Annotated in this window: 17 protein-coding genes and 1 tRNA gene; 6 read left to right on the top strand and 12 right to left on the bottom strand. The window is 71.8% G+C overall.

Annotated features, from left to right (window positions below; genetic code table 11):
- The 4 genes from ABD54_RS18985 to ABD54_RS27420 form a co-directional block, all read left to right on the top strand.
- On the top strand, positions 1-383 hold a 383-nt coding region (locus ABD54_RS18985; protein WP_235432109.1), incomplete at its 5' end, for a hypothetical protein.
- An 86-nt stretch (positions 384-469) separates the two neighbouring features.
- Positions 470-1,120 carry an oligoribonuclease gene (gene orn, locus ABD54_RS18980; RefSeq protein ID WP_082166898.1) on the top strand — a complete coding sequence of 217 codons (651 nt, stop codon included), beginning with the start codon at positions 470-472 and terminating at the stop codon, positions 1,118-1,120.
- Between the two features lie 67 nt (positions 1,121-1,187).
- A tRNA-His gene (locus ABD54_RS18975) sits at positions 1,188-1,263 on the top strand.
- A 415-nt stretch (positions 1,264-1,678) separates the two neighbouring features.
- Positions 1,679-1,837, top strand: a complete 159-nt coding sequence (locus ABD54_RS27420) for a hypothetical protein (protein ID WP_200904141.1) — start codon at positions 1,679-1,681, stop codon at positions 1,835-1,837.
- A gap of 475 nt (positions 1,838-2,312) precedes the next feature.
- Here ABD54_RS27420 and ABD54_RS18970 read toward each other — a convergent pair whose 3' ends face one another.
- On the bottom strand, positions 2,313-3,491 hold the full coding sequence (locus ABD54_RS18970) for a DNRLRE domain-containing protein (protein ID WP_053063618.1): 1,179 nt from the start codon (positions 3,489-3,491) through the stop codon (positions 2,313-2,315).
- A gap of 414 nt (positions 3,492-3,905) precedes the next feature.
- Positions 3,906-4,637, bottom strand: coding sequence for a CPBP family intramembrane glutamic endopeptidase (locus ABD54_RS18965; RefSeq protein WP_053063617.1), 732 nt, complete (start codon positions 4,635-4,637; stop codon positions 3,906-3,908).
- A gap of 339 nt (positions 4,638-4,976) precedes the next feature.
- On the opposite strand from ABD54_RS18965, the gene ABD54_RS18960 reads away from it, so the two are divergent.
- Entirely contained in the window at positions 4,977-5,666 is a 690-nt protein-coding gene (locus ABD54_RS18960) for a GntR family transcriptional regulator (RefSeq protein WP_047870848.1), read from the top strand.
- A gap of 3 nt (positions 5,667-5,669) precedes the next feature.
- On the opposite strand, the gene ABD54_RS18955 is transcribed toward ABD54_RS18960, so the two are convergent.
- The 8 genes from ABD54_RS18955 to ABD54_RS18920 all read right to left on the bottom strand — a co-directional run bounded on the left by ABD54_RS18955 (position 5,670) and on the right by ABD54_RS18920 (position 15,840).
- The gene (locus ABD54_RS18955; protein ID WP_047870847.1) at positions 5,670-6,548 is read right to left on the bottom strand and encodes a carbohydrate ABC transporter permease; all 879 of its coding nucleotides are present in this window, start codon (positions 6,546-6,548) and stop codon (positions 5,670-5,672) included.
- Entirely contained in the window at positions 6,548-7,465 is a 918-nt protein-coding gene (locus ABD54_RS18950) for a carbohydrate ABC transporter permease (RefSeq protein ID WP_047870846.1), read from the bottom strand. The genes ABD54_RS18955 and ABD54_RS18950 overlap by 1 nt, the downstream gene beginning before the upstream one ends.
- 3 nt (positions 7,466-7,468) lie before the next feature.
- Positions 7,469-8,752: an ABC transporter substrate-binding protein gene (locus tag ABD54_RS18945; protein WP_047870845.1), complete on the bottom strand. Its 1,284-nt coding sequence runs from the start codon at positions 8,750-8,752 to the stop codon at positions 7,469-7,471.
- A 112-nt stretch (positions 8,753-8,864) separates the two neighbouring features.
- Positions 8,865-10,892: an alpha-amylase family protein gene (locus tag ABD54_RS18940; RefSeq protein WP_047870844.1), complete on the bottom strand. Its 2,028-nt coding sequence runs from the start codon at positions 10,890-10,892 to the stop codon at positions 8,865-8,867.
- Positions 10,889-13,006: an alpha-amylase family protein gene (locus ABD54_RS18935; RefSeq protein ID WP_047870843.1), complete on the bottom strand. Its 2,118-nt coding sequence runs from the start codon at positions 13,004-13,006 to the stop codon at positions 10,889-10,891. The genes ABD54_RS18940 and ABD54_RS18935 overlap by 4 nt, the downstream gene beginning before the upstream one ends.
- Before the next feature lie 145 nt (positions 13,007-13,151).
- On the bottom strand, positions 13,152-14,147 hold the full coding sequence (locus tag ABD54_RS18930; protein WP_268778196.1) for a 2-hydroxy-3-oxopropionate reductase: 996 nt from the start codon (positions 14,145-14,147) through the stop codon (positions 13,152-13,154).
- Positions 14,144-14,971 carry a hydroxypyruvate isomerase family protein gene (locus tag ABD54_RS18925; RefSeq protein WP_082166895.1) on the bottom strand — a complete coding sequence of 276 codons (828 nt, stop codon included), beginning with the start codon at positions 14,969-14,971 and terminating at the stop codon, positions 14,144-14,146. Before ABD54_RS18925 ends, ABD54_RS18930 begins: the two co-directional genes overlap by 4 nt.
- 107 nt (positions 14,972-15,078) lie before the next feature.
- Positions 15,079-15,840 carry a FadR/GntR family transcriptional regulator gene (locus ABD54_RS18920; protein WP_047870842.1) on the bottom strand — a complete coding sequence of 254 codons (762 nt, stop codon included), beginning with the start codon at positions 15,838-15,840 and terminating at the stop codon, positions 15,079-15,081.
- Positions 15,841-15,920: 80 nt separating this feature from the next.
- Here ABD54_RS18920 and ABD54_RS18915 point away from each other — a divergent pair, with 80 nt between their 5' ends.
- On the top strand, positions 15,921-16,877 hold the full coding sequence (locus ABD54_RS18915; protein WP_053063615.1) for a D-2-hydroxyacid dehydrogenase: 957 nt from the start codon (positions 15,921-15,923) through the stop codon (positions 16,875-16,877).
- An 81-nt stretch (positions 16,878-16,958) separates the two neighbouring features.
- Here ABD54_RS18915 and ABD54_RS18910 read toward each other — a convergent pair whose 3' ends face one another.
- Complete coding sequence (locus ABD54_RS18910) at positions 16,959-17,228, bottom strand: hypothetical protein (protein WP_047870850.1); 270 nt, start codon at positions 17,226-17,228, stop codon at positions 16,959-16,961.
- A gap of 82 nt (positions 17,229-17,310) precedes the next feature.
- Positions 17,311-18,117, bottom strand: a complete 807-nt coding sequence (locus tag ABD54_RS18905) for a hypothetical protein (RefSeq protein ID WP_047870841.1) — start codon at positions 18,115-18,117, stop codon at positions 17,311-17,313.
- Positions 18,118-18,806: the final 689 nt, after the last annotated feature.

The raw sequence follows: 18,806 nt of genomic DNA, 5'->3' as shown, positions 1-18,806 counted from the left end.
CCCCCAGCGGTCCGCCGCCCGGCCAGAGGGCCAACCGGCCGGGCCCCCCGCCCGGGTACCCGCCGGCCTCCGGCCCCATGGCCAACACCCCGGGCGGGCAGCCGCCGATGGGCGGGCACCCCGGAGGCCCGCATTGGGGCCAGCCGGGTCCGGGGCAGCCGCCCGGGCCGGGACAGCCCTACCAGCAGCACCGCCCGCAGAAGCCCAAGAAGAAGAGGGGAGGGTGCAGGAGCTGCGGCTGCGGCTGCTTCACCTTCCTGCTCATCCTGCTCGTTCTCCTGGTCCTGGGCTACCTCCAGTTCTGGGGCGTGTGGGACTGGATGTACGCCGTCTTGGGCGTCGGTGAGCCGCCCGGCGTCTCGGACCCCTGGATCTGGGACTGACCCAGGCCCGAGGGGGCGGCCGGACACGGTCCGGCCGCCCCCTTCGTCATCCCCCGGAACTCCCCGCAGCCCCTAAGCTGACCGGTATGAATGACAGTTTGGTGTGGATTGACTGCGAGATGACGGGCCTGGACTTCGAGCGCGACGCGCTGATCGAGGTGGCCTGCCTGATCACCGACGGCGAGCTCAACATCCTCGACGAGGGCGTGGACGTCGTGATCAGACCGCCGCAGGCCGCGCTGGACCGCATGGGGGACTTCGTCCGCGACATGCACACGACCTCCGGCCTGCTGGAGGAACTGGACAAGGGCGTGAGTCTCCAGGAGGCCGAGGACCTCGTCCTGGAGCACATCCGCCAGTACGTGACCGAGCCGCGCAAGGCTCCGCTGTGCGGCAACTCGATCGCCACGGACCGCACCTTCCTGGCCCGCGACATGAAGCGCATCGACGAGTTCCTGCACTACCGGATGGTCGACGTGTCCTCGATCAAGGAACTGCTGCGCCGCTGGTACCCGCGCGTGTACTACGCGAGCCCGGAGAAGAACGGCGGGCACCGGGCGCTCGCCGACATCACCGAGAGCATCCACGAGCTGCGCTACTACCGCGCCGCGGCCTTCGTGCCCGAGCCCGGCCCGAACTCGGCCACCGCCCGCGCCATCGCCGCCGACGTGGTGGCCGGGGGCACCGGCGCGGAGGCGCGCGAGGCGGCTCCCGGAGACGACGCGGCGGAAAACTGATCGAAGCACTCCCCGGAGTCCGCTAAGCTTTCATACGTACGCGGGGCCGAGAGGCCCGGCGCACGTGGTGGGTGTAGCTCAGCCGGTAGAGCACTTGGTTGTGGTCCAAGAAGTCGCGGGTTCAAGTCCCGTCACTCACCCCAGAGGCGAAGGCCCCTGACCAGCGACAACGTCGCAAGGTCAGGGGCTTTCGCGTGTTCGGGGGTGCACCAGCGGGTGCACGGGGGTAAAGGTTCGCCCGGCGGGTGTGCACCATCCATCCCGTCACCCGTTCCCGGATAGGGCTCGTCCACGCGCACAGAAACCACTGCGCCCGCCCGTAAGGGCCGGGCCTGCCCCAGGCTCGCCAACGCAGCCGGGTTCCACGCAGCCAAGAGGACCGGTGGCAGCGCAGAGCGCTACTGTGCCGGAAGAGAACAAGGACGACGAACCGCCCTGTGGCCCTGGGCACAGCAACAGCCTCGTCGAGCTGCTGACGCTGCACTCGCGCGGCTGTGCCTGACGAAGGATCCGGTTCCCGATCAGCTTCTCTCGGTCCTGGCTCAGGTGCTCACGTCGGTGGTGTTCAACACCGTGTCCCGGGTGCCGTGGATGCAGTACGTCGACACCGACGACACCGGGGTGTACCGCTGCCCGACCCAGCTGCTCGACACACTCGCGCGGCAGGTGCTCGGCGAGAACACGCGGGATCTACGGGACCACGATCCGTGGGCGTGAACACGGCCGCCGCCCGATAACGAGTTGTTTCCGGCTTCAAGGAATATGCAGGGGCCCGTCTGGTTCTCCGCGCCGGAGTCATTCGGAGTTCTTCGCTGACCCCCTTCTCTTCGGCCGGAGCGAACGGCGGCCCGGTGCCCTCCTGGGTGGTGCCCACGCACACAGGAGGTTCCGGGCCGCTGCGGCTTCCGGCGGCGGAGCCCCCTGCCGGGCCCCGCCGTGGACGCGTCCGGTATCGGGGACGAGCACCTCTCCCAACGGCGCGGAACCGTGCCCTCGCCGCAGACGGCCACCGTGCCCTGTGGCCGGTGCGGCGGTGGTGTGGCTCCGCGTCCGCTTCCGGGCTCCGCCCACCTCACGGTGCTCCGGGAGCGGCCAGCCCGACCCCCTCGGGCTGCCGCCGGTGCGTCCTCGCACCCAACTGGATGACGCACCGGGAAAGGCGGGTGCCGTCGTCCGTCAACCGGTTCCCCATTCATGACCGGTGGACCGGAACGGTCTCCGACCGGGCGGTGGCCGGTGGCCCCCGGACCCTGGTCGGCGTGCCCCCGTCCCGTCGCCGATGCCCGTCCGCGGCGGTGGGGCGGCCGATCCGTCGCCCCCGCCGGGGACGGATCCGCTCACCCCCGCTCGGCAGGCGGCCTGCGGGGACAAGGTCCGGGGCGCGGCTGTCGCGGTCTTTTCGGGTCCCCGGAGTGGTGACGCCGAGGAGGTCGAGCCCTTGCGCGAACCGGGGCGACGCGGGGTCCGGGAAGACCTCGCCACGGACGGCGGCGCGCCCGCCGGGCGCCCCGTCGTCGGCCGCGCCCTCCTCGGGGTCGCTCCGCAGGGCGTTCGGATCGGCGGTCGGGCCCGGGGAGGGCGGTGCGCTGTGGTCGACCACCAGCACCGGCGGGTGGTCCCGGACGTCGAAGCGGCGCCAGGCCGTGGTCCCGGCCTCGTCGCGTTCCCCGAGTCGGAGGTGGATGTGGGGTTCTCCGGCGTCCACGGCCCCCTGGTAGGCCTCGGTGAGGTCGAACTCCACGCCGCCGGGAAGGGGGCAGGCGGACCGCCCGCCCCTGATCCTCCGGGTGTCGATCAGTGCGCGTGCCCGCGGCTGGTCGTTCCAGGTGGCCCCCTCGTCGAAGGGGTCGACCCGGTGCAGTTGCACGAAGGAGTCGCTGCCGCAGTCGTAGGACCAGGCCACCTCGGTGCGCAGCACCGCGGATTCGACGACGGCGCCGGGGCCGGGCGCGACGGGGAACCGGAACAGGGCCCGGCGGGTGTAGTTCCGGTCCCATTCGAGGCGTCCGGTGCCCACGCTCGCGGTTTCGGCGCCGCCGTGGGGCCGGTCGGGGAAGGCGCGGTCGACGTAGGTCCAAGAGGTGCTCTCGGCCTCGGTCCGCTCACCGTGGGGGCTCGCCGGGGCGGAAGGACCGCCGGTGGCGGACGCGGCCCCGGGGCCGTTGGGGTCGCTGATCCCCTGCGTGTCCGGTGCGCTGCCGCGCGGTCCACCGCTCCGCTCCCCCGGGGCACCGCGCCCTCCGGGGGCGGCGGAGCCGTCGGCGGTGGCGAGGAGGCCCTCGTCAGCCGCGGCGGGAGCGACCGCCCCGAGCGCGAGGACCAGGGCGTAAGCCGCACAGACCGCCGTCGCACGGGTCAGGGAACGACGCATTACGGGTGGTGCCTACACATTCCAGCTATGACCGAAAAAGAATTCAGGAGAAACGTTCACATCCCGCTTCAGCCACGAGGAATTTACCAAATTTCCACAGCACCCGACAAACCCCAGGGGTATAAACGCGGACCAAAACTCTGGTTATCGCCCGAAGAAACACTGGCGCCGCACAAACCCAGTCCACCCGAAAAGAAGAACGCGAACACACAGGCGCCCTTTATTCGACAGCCAGGAAAAACCATTCACGTCAGACCGGAAACCGGCTGCCGCTGGGCGCACACCGGCGGCGGCCTCGCCGCGGAACCCACGACCGGGGCGGGCCCCGGGGCGGGGCCGTGAGGTGCCCCGACCCGTCACGGCACCGCCCGGAGTCCCGTGTCCTCGCCCCCGGGCCCGCCGCCGGACGGGTCCTCAGACCATGAGGGCCATGACGGCGGGGGCGATCACCGAGTAGCTGTTGTTGACCACGTGGACCACGACTCCGGGCCAGACGGATCTGGTCCGGTGGAGCAGCACGGCGGCGACGACACCGGCGACGAAGGCGACCGGCAGGAGGTAGTTGATCCCGTGCGCCAGCGCGAAGACGGCGGAGCTGACCAGCACCGCCACCCACTGCCCGTACCTGCTCAGGGCGTTGGCGAGCACCCCTCGGAAGAAGAACTCCTCGCCGACGGGCGTCAGGAACCCGCCGAGGAGCAGAGCCGCGGCGAAGAAGGCCGGGCCGCCCGCGGCGGCGGCCTGGTAGGAGGCCTGGGTGTCCTGGGCTCCGGAGTAGAGGAAGATCGCCGTGGTGCTGGCGATGTTGAGCACGATCATGAGGATCCCGGCCCCGAAGGCCACGGCCAGCCACTTGGCGCAGACCCGCCGCAGACCGAACGGACCGAGGCCGCGGACACGCACGAGCACCGCGGCGGCGAAGCCCCCGAGCGGGGCGAGCCCGGAGACCGCGTACTGGGCGAGGCCGCCGAGCCCCGTGCTCTCGGCGGGGATTCGGAGGAACAGCAGGATTCCGACGGCGTAGAGCACGAGGGCGACGAACGTACCGGCGGTGATCTCGGGCCATCCGACCCGGTTCCTCCTCCCGCCCTGTGCTTCGGGGGCCGCGGGCCGCGGAGCGGGGTTGGCGTCAGCGCTGGTGGACATGGTTCCTTCCTGCGTTCGGTTGTCGGGGCGTACCAGTACCCGACTGCGGAAGGTGTAGGCATTTCCCTGGTGACCCGCCGTGAGGCCGTGGGGGAGACGGGATCCGCTGCGCCCGCGCGGACGCGGCTGCCGGTGGGCGGTGCCTCCGTACGGCGCGGAGACCCCCGCGCGCCCGCCTCCTACCCACCCGGTACGCGAGGCCCCGCGGGGCCGTTTCCCGGCCGTGCCGCTGTGCGGACGGTCACACATTGAACACGTCCGACGCCCTCATCAGGCCTTACCAGTGCACTGGTAAGACAGATGTATGTGTCAGCGGCGCGGCTGTGGCACGATGAAGACGTGAACCGACAGGCCAACTTCACCCTCGCCCCCTCGTCCCTGACCGACGCGCTCTACCAGTCGCTGCGCGCTCGCATCGTCAACGGGGAGATCGCGGCTGGCGAGAAGCTCACCGAGCACCGGATCGCCAGCGAGTACGACGTCGCGCGCCCCACCGCCAAGGCGTGTCTGGAGCGGCTCACCGCCCTCGGCCTCCTGCGCAGATCGGCCCACAAGACCGCGGTCGTCCCCGACTTCCACGCCGACGAGATCCGCGACCTCTTCTTCAGCCGGGGCACGGTGGAGAGCGCGGCGGTCTCCGTCCTGGCGGCCGAGGGCACGGTCCCCAGGGAGGCCACGGAGGCGCAGGCGCTGATCGAGGCCGCGGCCAGGGACGGTGACTTCGAGCGCCAGGTGGAGGCCGACATCGCCTTCCACACCGCGCTGGTCTCCGGCACGGGCAGCGAGCGCCTGAGCAGGATGCACGAGCTGATCATGGGCGAGGTGCACCTGACCATGGGCCGCTTCCAGGCGCACCGGTCCACGCAGGGCAGCACCGTGGCCCACGAGCACGCGACGATCCTGGAGGGCATCAGGGCGCAGGACCCCGAGGCGGCGCGCCTGCGGCTGGCCGAGCACCTCGACCACGCGCGCGGCCGCCTCCTGGCCCTGCTGGAGGCGGGGGCCCGGGAGGCGGCCGGAGCCGAGTAGGGCTCACTTGAGACCGCTGGTGACCATTCCGCGGATCAGGTAGCGCTGCGCGAAGACGAAGAACAGGATGACCGGCAGCAGGGATATCAGGGACATCGCGAACAGCATCCCGATGCCCTGCTGGCTCTCCGAGCTGACCATGGAGCTCAGCGCGACCGGAACGGTGTACATGTCCGTCGACGTCAGGTAGATGAGCGGCGTGAAGAAGTCGTTCCACGTCCAGATGAACGTGAAGATCGTCGTGGTCACCAGGGCGGGGCGCATCAGCGGCAGGATCACGTGCCAGAAGATCCGGAAGTGCCCGGCCCCGTCGATCTCGGCGGCCCGGTCGAGGTCTCGCGGGATGCCCCTGATGAACTGCACCATGAGGAAGACGAAGAACGCGTCGGTCGCCAGCAGCTTGGGGATCAGCAGCGGCAGGTAGGTGTCCACCCATCCCAACTGGGCGAAGAAGATGTACTGCGGGATGATGAGCACGTGCATCGGCAGCATCACCGTGACGAGGGTGATCCCGAAGAAGAGGCGCCGGGCCCTGAACTCCAGCCGGGCCAGTGCGTAGGCGGCCAGTGAGCAGGAGACGAGGTTGCCCAGGATCGAGCCAACGGTCACCACGAGGGAGTTGACGAAGAACACCGAGAAGGGCTGGTTGAGGGCGTACCAGCCCTCCCGGAAGTTCTCGAAGGTGACCTCTGTGGGCACCAGGCCCGGCTCGGTCAGGATCAGGTGCGCCGGTTTGAAGGCGCTGACGAGCATCCAGACCAGCGGGTAGACCATCACGACCAGGAACAGCAGCAGTGCGCCGTGCTTGAGGATCGCGGTCCGCGGTCGGCGGCGTCGCTGCCGCGGACCGCTGGTGCCCGCGACCGTAGGGGCGTCGGTCATCAGTCGTCTCCGTAGAAGACCCAGTACTTGGACAGGAAGAAGTGGATCGCGGTCACGGCGCCGATCACCAGCAGCAGGACCCAGGCCAGCGCGGAGGCGTAGCCCATGTCGAAGGACCTGAACCCCTGCTGGTACACGTAGAGCGTGTAGAAGAGGGTGGAGTCGACGGGTCCCCCGGTGCCGCCGCTGATGACGTGCGCCTGCGTGAAGGTCTGGAAGGCGCCGATGGTCTGCAGGATCAGGTTGAAGAAGATGATCGGCGTCAGCATCGGGACGGTGATGTGCCGGAACTGCCGCAGGCGTGAGGCGCCGTCCACGCGCGCCGCCTCGTAGTACTCCTCGGGGATCTGCCGGAGGCCGGCCAGGAAGATCACCATCGGCGACCCGAAGGTCCACACGTTGAGCACGATCAGGGTGGACAGGGCCGTGGACGGGTTCTGGAGCCAGCTCTGCCCCTCGATGCCCAGCAGGCCGAGGAAGTCGTTGACCAGGCCGTTGTGCCCGAACACCTCGCGCCACAGGATGGCTACCGCGACGCTCGCGCCCAGCAGCGAGGGCAGGTAGAAGGCGCCCCGGTAGAACGAGAGGCCGCGCAGCCCCCGGTCGAGCATGACGGCGAGCAGGAGGGCGAACATCAACTGGAGCGGCACCGAGACGACCACGTACCGGAGGGTGACCGAGGAGGCCGCCCAGAAGCGTTCGTCGCCGAGCATGCGCTCGAAGTTGGCCAGCCCGGTGAAGGCCGGTGTGCTGAGGATGTTGTAGTCGGTGAAGGCGAGGTAGAGCGAGGCGCCCAGCGGGATGGCCGTCACCAGGCCCAGGCCCAGCAGCCAGGGCGAGAGGAACACGTAGGCGGCGCGGCCCTGCCGCCGCGAGGACGGCGCGGCGGGGCGTCGGGGTCTCGTGGAGGGGGGCACGCCCTACGCTCCCCGGTCGATGCCGGACCGGATCTCGGCGATGAGCTCCTCGGTCACCTGGGCGACCCCGGCGTTGCCCAGGGCGACGTTCTCCGAGGCCCGTGACATGGCCTCACGCCAGGTCCCCGTCCCGGGCGGGGCCTCGTAGCGGGGGCGCTGCGGCTCGGCGCGGTCGGCCTCCACCACGGCCAGCATCTCCTTCTCGTCGTCGGAGGCGAAGTCGTAGGCCTCGGTGAGGAGGCGGGGGTTGGGCGGCGCGCCCATGGTGAGGCCGACGATGCGCAGGAACTCGGCGTTGTTGACGTTGAAGTCGATGAGCTTGCCCGCCGCCTCGACGTCGGCGTCGTCGATGCCCTGGTAGACGGCCAGCCGCGGGTAGTAGAGGAAGCGGTGGCCGTCGGCGGCGTCCGCGCCCACCGGCACGGACCGCAGGCGGTACTTCCAGTCGGGGAACATGGAGGCTTCGTCGATGATGTGGTTGGAGCTGCCGAAGTTGAGCAGGACCCGGTCGCCGACGGCGGAGAAGTCGGGCTGCATGCCCTCCTGCTCGCCCAGGCTCAGGACCGCCCCCTCTTCGAGCAGGACGCGCCACCACTCGAACCAGTCGCCGAGGGCCTCCTCGTCGAACCCGACACCGCCGTCCTCGGTCCACAGGTCCTGGCCGCGCTGGCGCAGCCACGCCTCGAAGGCCATGTCCTGGTCGGGTGTGTAGGTCGCGCCCCGTCGCCCCTGCGCGTTGTTCGCGCTGTAGTCGATGAGGAACTCCGCCAGCTCCTCCCAGGTCCAGTCCTCCCCGGGCATCTGCCCGCCCTCCTCCTCGAGGAAGGTCTCGTTGTGGCGGACCACCGGGACGAAGACCCCGTGCGGCATGCTCAGGAGTTCGCCGCCGAGGGAGAAGGACTCGATGTCCTGGTCGCTGTAGTCGGAGAGGTCGAGGGTGGGGATGTCGTCGAGCCTGCGGTACAGCCCGTTCGCCTTGTAGGTCAGGACCTGGGCGGAGGCGATCCAGAAGATGTCGGCGACGTTGCGGGCCGCCATCTGCGTGGTCATGCGCTCCTGGAAGGCGGTGTACTCGGCGAACTCCGGCTCGACCGTGATGTCGGGGTTGGCCTCCTGGAACACCTCCAGCGCCTCGGTGTAGTTCTGCTGGCGGACGGTGTTGCCCCACCAGGCGTACCGGATGCCGTTCCCCGAACCGCTGCCGCCGCAGCCGGACAGGAGCAGGGAGGCCCCGACCGCGCCCATGCCGCTCAACGCGAGAAATGCGCGCCGATCAAAATCTCTCATCACGTTCCCTTCGCTGCGGGGGAGGTCACCCCGGTGAGTGTGCAGCTTCACAGGACATGTTTCCGGTGCTGATTTGGTAAGTCAATAACTCATGAATACTTGTTTTACAAAGTTACCGGGCGTTGACGGGACGCTCCGTGACCAGGACCTCGAAGAGGTCGACGCGGGGCAGCGCGACGCCCTCCCCGCCCTGTTCGGCGACCGTCAGGTCCGTGCCGGCGCGCAGGGCGCGGGACGGCTGGTGCCTCCACCACGGCACCCGCAGGCGGCGTCCGCCCACCGGCAGCGGGGTTCGGAACCCCTGGGGCACGTCCCCGGAGTGGTTGACCAGGTGGACCACTCCCCCGGCCGCCGAGACGCCGAGGACCACCTCGACCTGCTCGGGCAGGTCGGTCTCGACCTCCACCGGGCCGCTGGCGGCGCGCAGCGCCGTCTCGACGAACACGTCGCGGTGCCCGCTCAGGCCAAGCTGGTGGTAGGCCCTGCCGGGCGTCCAGGGCAGCACGGCCACCCGGCCGCGCCCGTGGTCGCGCCACAGCGCTCCCGGGTGGTCGAGGAGGAGGTGGCCGTGGCACTTCTCGGGCGGGCCGTAGGGGGCCCGGGACAGCACCGGGAGGTCGGTCTCGGCGTCGGCGACGGGCTCGACCACGTGGAAGGCGCCCACCACCGGCAGGTCGCCCCCGCGTCGCGCGCCGTCCCGGCCGGGGCGGCGCAGGTGCAGCGAGCGCACGGACTCCACCGTGTCACGGACCGCCGTCCGGCGCAGCACCGGCGAGCCCTCGATCAGGGACTCGTCGCCGTCGAACCCGCTCGTGCCGGTGGCGAGCACGCCGCCGCCGGCCTCGGCGTAGCGTCCCAGGGCTCGCGCCGTCTCCGGGTCCAGCGGCCCCAGGTCGGGCAGCACGACCAGCCCGTAGTCCCCCAGCCGACCCTGGCGGTCGACGTCGCGGACACGGGGCTCGGGCAGGACGTCGAAGGGGATGTGGCGTTCCAGGAGCGAGGAGTACAGACCCCGGAACTCGTGGACGGCCTCCTCCCACCGGGCGGGGGCGAGCTTGAGCGGGTCCGGCCGGACGAGGAGGACCCGGGCCGCGGACACCAGCTCCCGGTAGAACCGGTCGTGGTCGCGGTGGAACCGGGTCAGCTCGCCGGCCGTGTCGAGGCACTCGTAGGTGACGTCGTCGGGGGTGCCCATGATGTACGTGGAGGGGTTGGCGCCACGTGAGAAGGCCTGGACCAGGTACTGGGCGAAGTGGTGGGGCTCCTCGCCCGCCAGGCGGTAGGGCATGTCGACGAAGCCCACGGCGTTGGTGAGCACGGGCACCCCGGGCCGGTAGGTGCGGGCCGCGCTGACGTGCTCGGCGGTCCGGTGGTGCCACAGGGTCCGTCCGACCGCGTTGTTGGCCTCGTGGAAGACGATGTCGGCGCGGTCGCCCAGGATGAGCGGCGCCTCGGGACGGCGCGCGCTGACGTGGTCGCGCACGCGCGAGGTCAGGTCGTCGAGCACCGCCTCGGTGAAGCGCTTCCACACCCGGTAGGTGGGGGAGGCGGGCCCGGTGGGCATCTCGACTCCGGGCGCGAAGGCCGCGAAAGCCCGCTGGCAGGGCAGGCAGTGACACGTCCCCCGGTGGACACCGCTGTAGTCGACCTCGTTGAAGGACATCCAGTTGAAGAAGAACCCGTCGACGGGGTAGCGGTCCAGGACCTCGTCGACCACCTCCAGGAGGCGGTGCTGGTAGTAGTCCCCGCTGGGGCACACGCTGGTCAGGCCGTTGTAGACCTGCTGCGTCCCGTCGGCCCCGGTGAAGCACCACTCCGGGTGGCGCTCGGCCCGGCGGTGGTCGATCTTGGAGAAGTCCATCCTGGCCAGGACCCGCACGCCCCGCTCGCGCGCCGCGGCCACCGCGTCGCCCACGAGGTCGCCCGAGGGCCGCTGGTCGAGTGCGGGGTTGCGGGTCTGGAACTCCAGCTCCGTGGGGTAGTTGGACACGATCCCGCCGACGCTGAGGAGCCAGGCGCGCGCTCCGAAACCCTCCAGGTAGTCGAGGACCCGTTCGACGTCGAGGGGTGCGTCGACCTCCCTGAGGTTGGTCTGGAACATCTGGAAGGGCCGCTGCCACCACAGGTCGTGCGCGCTCATGACCCGTCACCCCGGATCCACGTGAAGCGGACGGCCTCCAGCAGGTCCGCGGAGTCCACGGTCGCCTCGGCGCGCCCCGCGCGCACGCGCACCGGGACGTCGGACCCGTCGACCAGGAGGCGTGCGCTGGCGCCCACCGCGCCCTCGGGCAGTGCGACGGAGACCTTCTGCGGGGGAAGCGGGATGATCTCGCGCATGGGTCCCTTGAGCGCCATGGGGTTGGTGAGGTTGACGATCACCACGGCGACCGACTCCGGGTCCTCCCAGAGCGCGAGGTCGACCAGGCCGCGCCCGCTGACCCGGACCCGTTGCGGGCCCCCGAGGGCCCAGCGGACGGCGTTGGCGACGAGCGTCCCGTGGTCGGGTTGGAGCGCCTCCCAGAACAGGGAGCCGAGGTTGAAGGCGACGTAGACCGAGCGCCCGCCCCCGGGCAGTTCCCGGGTGACCAGGGCCGGGCTCGCGGGCTCCTCCCGCGGGTAGACCTCCTCCATCGGCAGATCGGGGTAGTCGGGCACGAAGCGCAGGGGCACTTTGGTCCCCGGGCGGGCGGTCACGCCGATGAGTTCGGTGCCGCCGATGACGCGCTCCGCTCCCCCGAAGCCTTCCGTGGTGGGGTGCTCGCCGGTGAACGCGACGTAGTTGTTCTTGACGGGGCCGCGCACCGGCATGCTCAGGTCCACGCCGAGCACGTCGGCGAGCCCGAAGTTGGCCCGCGGGGTGCCGTACTCGTCGTCCAGGGAGGAGCGGTGGGCGGCGACGACGCTTCCCCCCGACTCGGTGAAGGCCCGGATCGCGCGGCACTGGTCATGGCTCAGTCGTTCGGCGTCGGGCAGGACGAGCACTCTGAAGCGGCCCAGTTCGCTCTCGGTCAGGTTCTGCTCGGCGACGATCTCGAAGGGGATCCGGGCCTCGACCAGGGCGTGGTAGAAGCCGTCCTCGTGCGCGCGCCCCCTCTCGGGGCCGCCCGTCTCCAGGAGGGCCACGTCCGCCGTGATGCGGCGGCCCGCGAGTTCGGGCTCCAGGCGCTCGTGGAGCGCGAAGGCCTCGGCGACGGGGCGCACCCACCGCCGGTCGGGCACCATGCCGTTGAACTTGGTGAACCACGGGAAGGCGCCCTGCGCGAAGCCGTCGACGATCCACATCGTCGTCTCGGCCCCGGGCGACACCGAGTCCTTCCAGCGGTGCTGGTGGTGCTCGGGGCCGATGGAGGTGATGAGTCCGACCGGCCTGTCCCGGAAGATCGCCCTGCTGCGCTTGCCGTTGCGTCCGGCCGACCAGGGCGCCTCCACCCCTGAACGGCCCTGCTTGTCGATGAGGAAGAACGGGAAGTGCCGGGCCAGCATGTCACGGTCGAGGTCGCGCGCGGCGATGCTGCCCAGGTTGGGGATGAAACGGGCGTGCGGGCGGATGTCGCGGACCGCCTGGTCCCACAGGCTCACCAGGTTGCTCAACTTGCGCCTGCGCCACACCACGTAGGCACGCCAGGCGGGGTCTGAGGTGTCACCCTCCCGGCGAGGCAGGTCGAACCCCGTCTCGTCGCGGAAGCTGCGCAGCGCCGCCTCGCTGTAGGAGATGCCGTGGCCCTGCCAGCGGTTGGCGAAGACGGCGTCCACGTCGTAGCGGGTGACGATCTCGCGGGCGACCTCGGTGATGAAGTCGCGGTTGTACGGGCCGAACGGGCAGGTCAGCCAGATGCCGGGGTAGCCCCAGTGCTCCACCGGGCTGCCGTCTGCGGTACGCGCCAGCCATTCGGGGTGGGCGCTCGCGGCGTCGGCGTGGACAGCGTGGGGGTCCACCCTGGCCATGACGTGCATGTCCAGGCCGCGCGCGCCCTCGACCAGGGCACCGAAGGGGTCGGTGTCGCCGAGGTGGACGCTGCGGTGGTGGTAGGGGACGTCGGTCGGGTAGAAGGCGACGTACCCGCCCGCGCTGATGCAGGCCGCGTTGGACCTGGTCTCACGCATGACCTGGATCCAGAATTCGGGGTCGAAGCGCCCGGGGTCGTTCTCGGTCAGTGTCAGCTGCGTCCAGCGCGTCGCGCCCAGATGCCAGTCGGCTCCGCGCGGAGCGCTGACCGCGGTCCCGGGCCCGCTCTCCGTCACACCCTGTGCCATGTGGCTCGTCCTCTCGTCTGCTCGGCCGCCGCGGCCGCGGCTCGGCTTGCGCGCCGGTGGCGCTCCGCGACGGAGGCAGGACAGTATAGGCACATTGTCAGTCAAGATTTCAAGACTGACAATGTGCCTAGGAGAGGTCCTCCGCTCAGCCCCGGGCGTCCGCGTCACGCCCCGACAGCCGCTCCACCTGCAAAAGCAGCGCCGAGTGGTCGAGCGAACCGTGGCCCTGGGCGCGCAGCGACCCCATCAGGGTCGCCGTGAGCGCTCCCAGGGGCAGGGCCACCCCGGCCTCACGGGCGGCGGCCGTCACGATCCCGAGGTCCTTGTGGTGCAGGTCCACCCTGAACCCCGGGTCGAACTCGCGCGCGAGCATGGACGCGGCCTTGCGGTCCAGCACCGTGCTCCCGGCCAGTCCCCCGGAGAGCACGCGCACGGCGCTGTCGCGGTCGACCCCGTGGGCTTGGAGGAAGACCATCGCCTCGGAGACGAGCTCGATCGTCCCGGCGACGATCAGCTGGTTGGCGGCCTTGACGGTCTGCCCGGCCCCGGCCGGTCCGACGTGGACGACCGTCGTGCCCAGCGCGTCCAGCACCGGCTTCGCGAGGGCGAAGGCCCGCTCCTCGCCTCCGACCATGACCGAGAGCTTCGCCTCGACCGCCCCCTGCTCGCCCCCGCTCACGGGCGCGTCCAGGACCGCGACCCCCGCGGCCTCCCCGGCCTCGGCCACGGCGCGGGCCGTGTCGGGGCGGATCGTGCTCATGTCGATGAGCAGCGCGCCGCTCCGCATGTGCTCCAGGGCGCCCCCATCGCCCAGGACCACGGACTCCACGTCCGGGGAGTCGGGCAGCATCGTGATGACGGCGTCGGCGCCGCCCACCGCGTCGGCCACCGAGGAGGCGGCGCGTCCCCCGGCGCTGACCAGCGGTTCCGTCTTCGCGGCGCTGCGGTTGTACCCCACCACGTCGAACCCGGCACGGACGAGGTTGGTCGCCATGGGAGCGCCCATGACGCCCAGGCCGATGAAGGCGATCGTTCGCACACTCACTGCGGACTCCTTGGTCGATTCGGTTTCGGGTCGGCGGGCCGGACGGCCCGCCTGGGTGTGGCCTGCGGGTAGCGACGGCCGTCCCGGCCGGTTCACGCCGCCGCGCCGGGCAGGCCCGGCAGATCCGACGAGCCCGTCCAGCCGAAGGGGTCGGGTCCGTCGCCCGCGTGCTCCAGCGCGGTCCAGCCGGCGTATCCGCCACCGGCCAGGTCCGCCACCCAGTCGCCCAGCGGAAGGCCGCCCGTGCCGGGTGCGCCCCGGCCGGGCGCGTCCGCCACCTGGACGTGGCCGACGCGCTCCCGGTGCCGGGCGAGCGCGGCCGGGACGTCGTCGTCGTTGACGGCGAGGTGGTACACGTCGAACAGCAGGCGGAGGTTGTCCGCGCCCGTCTCGCGCTCGACGCGCTCGATCACCGCCACGGCGTGGTCCGCCGTGAGCAGCGGGTAGGACGGGGCGCCGCTGACCGGCTCGATCAGCACCGTGCCGCCGATCTCGGCCAGGGTGCCCGCGACATCCCCCAGGGCGCGCACGGCCTCGGCGTCCTGCTCGGCGTCCGACACGTCCTCGCGGCGGTTGCCGTACAGGGCGTTGAAGGAGCGGCAGCCCAGCGCCTCGCCGATGCGGCGGACCACCGCGGCGTTGGCCCGCAACTCCTCGGCGCGGTCCGGCCAGGAGACCACGCCCCTGTCGCCGCCCGGCATGTCACCGGCGAAGAGGTTGAGCCCCACCAGGCGCAGGCCCGAGGCGCGGACCGTGTCGACGAAGGACTCGACCTCCGCCTCGGCGGGAACGGGCTCCGCGAAGGGCCACCAGAACTCCACCGCCTCGAACCCGGCCTCCCTGACCGCCGCCAACCTCTGCTCGGGCGGCCGGTCCTTCATCATGATCGAACAGTTCACTGCGTAGCGGGGTGTGCCCACGGTTCTCTCCTTCACCACGGTGCGAAAATCGGACGGACCTGTGGAGATTGGTCCGACCACCTGACCGATGGTGAAGCTAAGCGGGTACCGCGTCCCGTGTCAACAGGTCAGCGGTCCGCCCCCTCCGCCCGCTCCTGCGCGGAGCCCAGCTCTGTCAGCAGTCCCGTCTCGATCTCGCTCATGTGGACGGCCATCAACTGCCGCGCCCGGCGGTGGTCGCGCCGCTCGATGGCGCCGAGGACCTGCCGGTGGTGTTCGAGGTAGTGCCGCGCCTGGTCCCGCCGACCGCGGGAGCGGCCCTTGAGCTCGCTCCACATGGGTTCGCGCATGAGGTCGACCAGGGTCCGCTCCATGGCGAAGAGCACACTGTTGTGCGAGGCCGCCGCCACCGCCAGGTGGAAGTCGGCGTCCACCGCCGAGGGGTCCGCGCCCTCTCCGAGCACGCGCTCCTGCTTGAGCACAAGGTCCTCGAGTACCCGCAGGTCGTTGGAGGTCCTCGCGGTGGCCGCGTGCTCGGCGCACACGGGTTCGAGGGCGGCCCTGGCCACGATCAGGTCGAGCGGGCTGTGCTCTCCGGCGACCGCGGCCCGGGCCCGGAGGGCGTTCTCCTCCGACCCCCCGTCGCCGACCACGTAGGTCCCGCTGCCCACGCGGACGTCGAGCACCCCGGCGTGCTCCAGTACCCGGATCGCCTCGCGGACCGAGCCGCGTCCGACCTCGAACCTCTCGGCCAGCACGCGCTCCGCGGGCAGCGGCGTCCCCGGCGGGAAGGTGCCCGAACGCACCCCGGCGAGGATCTGGTCGACCACCGAGGAGTAGACCTTGGCGTGCTCGACGGCTCGGAAGACGGAACGGCCCTCCTGTGGCATCCGGCACACACCTTCCCTATACTCACCTGACCGGTCGGACCAATACGGACCACAAATTACCAGAGCGTACGAAGGACGTGATGTTCGTGCCCGAGCGCGGACGAGTACTCGTGAGCGGACGCTTCGAGCCCGACGAGAGGGAGCGCATCCGCACGGCCGCCGCGGGCGCCCCGGTGGATTTCGTGGACGGGCTCGGCGACCGCACCGACCTCCTGGGGACGGCGACCGTCATCGCCGGAACCCTCAGCGGCGAGCAGTTGGCCCTCGCTCCCGCCGTGCGCTGGGTGCACAGTTGGGCGGCGGGGGTGAACAACGACCTCGCGGCCGGGCTGGACGCGCACTCCGCGGTCCTGACCTCCTCGGCGGGCAACGGCGCGGTCCCTCTGGCCGAACACGCCATGATGCTCATGCTGATGCTGAACAGGGACGCCCCCCGGTGGGCCAGGGCCCAGTCCGAGCGCCGCTGGGAGCGTTTCCAGCACGGTGAGCTCAACGGCCTCACCTGCGGGATCATCGGCCTGGGGAACTGCGGGCTCGACCTCGCGGCCAAGGCACGGGCCTTCCACATGCGGGTGGTGGGGGTGCGGCGCCGCACCGACCTGCCCTCCCCCGGCGTCGACGCCGTCCACGCCCCCGAGGACCTGCACCGCATGCTGGCCGAGTCCGACTTCGTGGTGGTCACGGCCCCGGACACGCCCGCCACCGAGCACCTCCTCGGCGAGGCGGAGCTGAGGGCGATGAAGGACACGGCGTACGTCGTCGTGGTCTCACGCGGCGGGATCGTGGCGGACGGGGCACTGCTGCGCGCGCTCACCGAGGGATGGATCGCCGGAGCCGGGCTCGACGCCCACGGCCGGGAGCCGCTGCCGCAGGACAGCCCGTTCTGGGACCTGCCCAACGTCATCGTCACCCCGCACAACGGGGCGACGACCGCCGCGACGCGGCGCCGGGGCGTGGACGTCTTCGTCGAGAACCTGGAGCGCCACGCGCGGGGCCGACCGCTGGTGAACGTGGTCGACAAGTCCGCCGGGTACTGACCCGGTCGGCGCCCCGGCCCCGGCTCGCGCCCGCGCGGGCGCACCGGGCTCCCGGCCTCCCGCGGCGGTCCCGCGAGGCGGTCACTCCCGCTCGGCGTCCGGGTCCGGCGGCGCCTCCCCGGGCGGGCTGAGGCGGCTCGCGAGCCGGTAGTCGACGCGGATGTCCGTGTACACCGCCCCGGAGCGGACGCCGTGGGGAAGCCCCGAGCGTTCGCTGCCGCAGGCGCCCTCCTGGCGCGGCTCCCCCCGGGTCCGGGACCTGACCTCCGGCACCTCGCCGAAGGTCAGCTCGTCCGCGGACACGGACGCGCTGATCTCCACGTCGTACTCGGGCCCGGTCCGGTCGTCCACGGCCCCCACCTCCCGCTCTCCCGACGGTGTGCTCCGGACCGCCCGGGGCACGGAGGCTCCGGACCCGGGTCCTCCCACCGTCCTACTTCTCCGCCGCGTCGTCGGATTCCTCCGCGAGGTCCGCCACGTCCGCGACGTCCTCCACGGCCTTGCCCGCTCCCCGGCCGACGCCCCGCGCGGCGTCCCCGGCACCCCGGGCCACACCTTCGACCGCGTTCCCGGCTTCACGGGCCACGCCCTCCACCGCGTTTCCGGCGCCCCGGCCAACGCCCTCCACGGCGGCTCCCGCGCCCCGGCCCAGGGCTCCCACGGCCTGCCCCGCGCCGCCCGCCACCTGGTCGAGCGAGGACTCCACACCCCGGGTCACGTGCTCCAGGATCTGCGGGTTGGTGTCGATGGTCTGCAGGACCCGCGTGATGATGTCCCGGACGTTGTCGAGCTGGACCCTGAGCAGCGCCTGGGCCTCGACACCCTTCAGGGTGAGGCTGACGCGGCCGAGCTCGACGTCCGCGCCCACCTTGAGCTTGAGCAGGTCGAGCACCTCGGCTTGGAGGGAGACCGAGGCCCGCAGGTTCTCGACCTCCAGCCCGATCTCGTCGACCTTCACCACAGGGACGTCGAGGAACACGTCCGGGTCCGGGCCCCCGGGGGCCCGGACCGGGTGCTCGGCCCCGGGGGCGCGGCCGGTGTGCTCGACGCCCGGCCCGGGGGCCCGGGGCTCGGCGGCCTCCGGTTCGGGGGCCTTGGGCGCGGCCGACGACCGCTTGGCCCGCGCGGGCCCCGCCACCGCCTCCCGTTCGGTGGGCGCGACGTCCCCCTGGGCCTTCCCGCCCCTGCCCTTGGTGGACCGGCCCGCACTTCCCCCGCTGTCCTGAGTACTCCGTTTCACTTTCTGCGCACCCTTCTGAACGGTCCGGACACGCCCCGGGGCCCCTGCTTCCCGGCGACGTCCCGCGGCGTCGGCCGTGTCGCGGATACTCCGATTACCTGTCCGATTCATTGCCGTTTGAGAGTTATGTGTGCATGTTCGCCTCATGTACCCCCGGCCACCGTCCCGAAACGGTTCCCCCTGCTCAGAGCACCTCCGTACCGTCCCGCGCGAACGCCTGCCCCGCTGGCGCAACCGGCCACGATCACGAACCGGGCGCGCACGTCTCTTCCGGAGCGGCCCCGGACGCGACGGCGACGGGTGCACCGCGCACGACGGGACGGCGCGAACCGGGCCGCGCCGCACGAGTGGAGCTTCGGCGCCTCCCCGCCCGGCGGCGACGCCGTGCGGCACGGCGGTGGGAGACCGGTTCCGGCCGGGCCGAAGTGGCCGGGGCGGCCGGAACCGGTGCGTCGGGCGGGCCGGGGAGGAAGGCCCCCCCGCCGTACCAGCGGCCGGCCGGGCACGGGCCCGAGCGCCGGGCCGTCCGGGTCCGGGGCCGGTGTGGAAGGCGCGGGGAGCGCGCGAGCTCCTCAGGCGGGGAACCACATGATGAGGTCGCGGGAGTAGACCAGGACGAAGGCCGTAGCCACCACGGCCGCGGTCCCGGCGGTGAGCGCGAGGGAGCGCGGGCGCGGGGCGGGGCGGGG

Origin of the sequence: Nocardiopsis sp. RV163 (assembly GCF_001029525.1) — a bacterium.
In the GTDB taxonomy this organism is placed as follows: Bacteria; Actinomycetota; Actinomycetes; order Streptosporangiales; family Streptosporangiaceae; genus Nocardiopsis; species Nocardiopsis dassonvillei.
Note: the sequence above shows the minus strand (reverse complement) of the source record. Positions and strands in the feature narration are given on the sequence as shown.

What these genes read in the sequence shown, in the direction of transcription:
- orn (WP_082166898.1), top strand. Translation starts at nt 470, where the DNA reads ATGAATGACAGTTTGGTGTGGATTGACTGCGAGATGACGGGCCTGGAC.
- ABD54_RS18970 (WP_053063618.1), bottom strand. Translation starts at nt 3,491, where the DNA reads ATGCGTCGTTCCCTGACCCGTGCGACGGCGGTCTGTGCGGCTTACGCC.
- ABD54_RS18965 (WP_053063617.1), bottom strand. Translation starts at nt 4,637, where the DNA reads ATGTCCACCAGCGCTGACGCCAACCCCGCTCCGCGGCCCGCGGCCCCC.
- ABD54_RS18955 (WP_047870847.1), bottom strand. Translation starts at nt 6,548, where the DNA reads ATGACCGACGCCCCTACGGTCGCGGGCACCAGCGGTCCGCGGCAGCGA.
- ABD54_RS18945 (WP_047870845.1), bottom strand. Translation starts at nt 8,752, where the DNA reads ATGAGAGATTTTGATCGGCGCGCATTTCTCGCGTTGAGCGGCATGGGC.
- ABD54_RS18940 (WP_047870844.1), bottom strand. Translation starts at nt 10,892, where the DNA reads ATGAGCGCGCACGACCTGTGGTGGCAGCGGCCCTTCCAGATGTTCCAG.
- ABD54_RS18935 (WP_047870843.1), bottom strand. Translation starts at nt 13,006, where the DNA reads ATGGCACAGGGTGTGACGGAGAGCGGGCCCGGGACCGCGGTCAGCGCT.
- ABD54_RS18920 (WP_047870842.1), bottom strand. Translation starts at nt 15,840, where the DNA reads ATGCCACAGGAGGGCCGTTCCGTCTTCCGAGCCGTCGAGCACGCCAAG.
- ABD54_RS18915 (WP_053063615.1), top strand. Translation starts at nt 15,921, where the DNA reads ATGTTCGTGCCCGAGCGCGGACGAGTACTCGTGAGCGGACGCTTCGAG.